We start from the raw sequence: 2,060 nt of genomic DNA on the forward strand, positions 1-2,060 counted from the left end.
ACTTGGCAAGAGTCGTGGATGAATTGGATGTGCCGGTCATGGCTTTTGGCCTCAAAAATGATTTTCGAAATGAACTCTTTGAAGGTTCCAAACACCTCCTCTTGTTAGCCGACAAGATCGAGGAGATCAAAACCATCTGCCAATACTGTTCCCGCAAGGCGACCATGGTCTTGCGTACCCAAGCGGGTAAACCTGTCTATGATGGAGAGCAGATCCAGATCGGTGGACACGAGACCTATATCTCCGTTTGCCGCAAGCATTATTTTAATCCAGACATACCAACTGAAAGCGTCTAGAACGTTTTAGAGAGGATAATAATGTCTATTTGTTTAAAAGATATTACAATAGAGAATTATTTTGACGTTTTAAATCTAGAAGTTCATCCAAACCAATGGAATTTTATTGCATCCAATTCCATTAGCTTAGCTGAAGCCTATGTATATGATAAAAATGGTGATTTTATAGCTCCCTTAGCAGTTTATGATAAGGAAGTATTAGTTGGTTTTGTTATGATTGCCTATGACCAGAAAATTGGGATCAGCAAGGGGAACTACTTGTTATTTCGTTTTATGATCGATAAACGATTTCAAGGTTTAGGCTATTTTAAGCCGACTATGGATGCAGTTATTGACTTTGTTCGAACAGAGCCAGCTGGAAAAGCAACAAGTCTTTGGTTATCTTATGAACCGGAAAATAATCAAGCGAGATCTTGCTATCTCCATTATGGATTTAAAGAAACTGGCGAAGTCATAGAAGACGAAATTGTAGCAATCTATGATCTAACAATCAAGAATTAAGGAGCAAACATGAATATCTATGATCAACTACAAGCTGTAGAAGACCGATACGAAGAGTTAGGAGAATTACTGAGTGACCCAGATGTGGTCTCTGATACCAAACGCTTTATGGAGCTTTCAAAAGAAGAAGCTTCCACACGTGATACGGTGACAGCCTACCGTGAGTACAAGCAAGTCCTTCAAAACATTGTTGACGCTGAGGAAATGATTAAGGAAGCAGGCGGCGATGCGGATTTGGAAGAAATGGCCAAGCAAGAGCTAAAAGATGCTAAGGCTGAAAAAGAAGAGTACGAAGAAAAATTGAAGATCTTACTTCTTCCTAAAGATCCAAACGATGACAAGAACATTATCTTGGAAATCCGTGGGGCAGCTGGAGGAGACGAAGCCCAATTGTTTGCTGGTGACCTCTTGCAGATGTACCAAAAATATGCAGAAAGCCAAGGCTGGCGCTTTGAAGTCATGGAAGCTTCCTACAATGGCGTTGGTGGGATCAAAGAAGTCGTAGCCATGGTTTCTGGTCAATCAGTCTACTCGAAACTCAAGTATGAATCTGGTGCCCACCGGGTGCAACGGGTTCCAGTGACAGAAAGCCAAGGTCGTGTCCATACTTCAACTGCCACAGTTCTGGTCATGCCAGAAATCGAAGAAGTCGAGTATGACATTGATCCAAAAGACCTTCGGATTGACATCTACCACGCATCTGGTGCGGGTGGACAGAACGTCAACAAGGTCGCTACAGCCGTTCGTATCGTCCACTTGCCAACCAATATCAAGGTAGAGATGCAGGAAGAACGGACACAACAGAAGAACCGCGAAAAAGCCATGAAGATCATCCGTGCGCGTGTGGCTGACCACTTTGCTCAGATTGCCCAAGATGAGCAAGACGCTGAGAGAAAGTCTACTATCGGGACTGGTGACCGTTCAGAGCGGATCCGGACTTACAACTTCCCTCAAAACCGTGTGACCGATCACCGGATTGGCTTGACCCTTCAAAAACTGGATACCATCTTATCTGGTAAATTAGATGAAGTGGTCGATGCTTTGGTCTTGTATGACCAAACACAAAAACTAGAAGAGTTGAATAAATAATGTTGTTGGGACCATTATTAGCCCAGTATGAAGATGAATTAATAGCCGTTGGAGAGGAAGCAGAAAGCCTCTCCTTCGCGTATCGAGCTTTAAAAAACTGGACCTTTACAGACTTTGTCCTTGCCTTGCAAAAAGAAGTGGAAGAAGAGGATCAAGCCTTGCTTGGTTCCATCT

At 43.0% G+C, this 2,060-nt stretch carries 3 protein-coding genes and 1 pseudogene; all 4 read left to right on the forward strand.

Translation table 11 applies throughout. The annotated features are described in order from the left end of the window. Positions 1–296, forward strand: a 296-nt coding sequence (locus tag SPADD19_RS06495; RefSeq protein WP_481906739.1) for a thymidine kinase, incomplete at its 5' end; no start/stop codon positions are given. Between the two features lie 21 nt (positions 297–317). Beyond that, positions 318–797: a GNAT family N-acetyltransferase gene (locus SPADD19_RS06500; RefSeq protein WP_061455559.1), complete on the forward strand. Its 480-nt coding sequence runs from the start codon at positions 318–320 to the stop codon at positions 795–797. Positions 798–806: 9 nt separating this feature from the next. After that, positions 807–1,886 (forward strand): peptide chain release factor 1, encoded by a 1,080-nt coding sequence (gene prfA, locus SPADD19_RS06505; RefSeq protein ID WP_003007273.1) that lies wholly within the window; start codon positions 807–809, stop codon positions 1,884–1,886. Next, positions 1,886–2,060 (forward strand): annotated as a pseudogene (locus SPADD19_RS06510) (peptide chain release factor N(5)-glutamine methyltransferase); the annotation flags it as partial. The gene prfA and the pseudogene SPADD19_RS06510, both read left to right, overlap by 1 nt.

It is taken from the genome of Streptococcus parasanguinis, assembly GCF_001578955.1.
GTDB classification, from domain to species: Bacteria; Bacillota; Bacilli; order Lactobacillales; family Streptococcaceae; genus Streptococcus; species Streptococcus parasanguinis_U.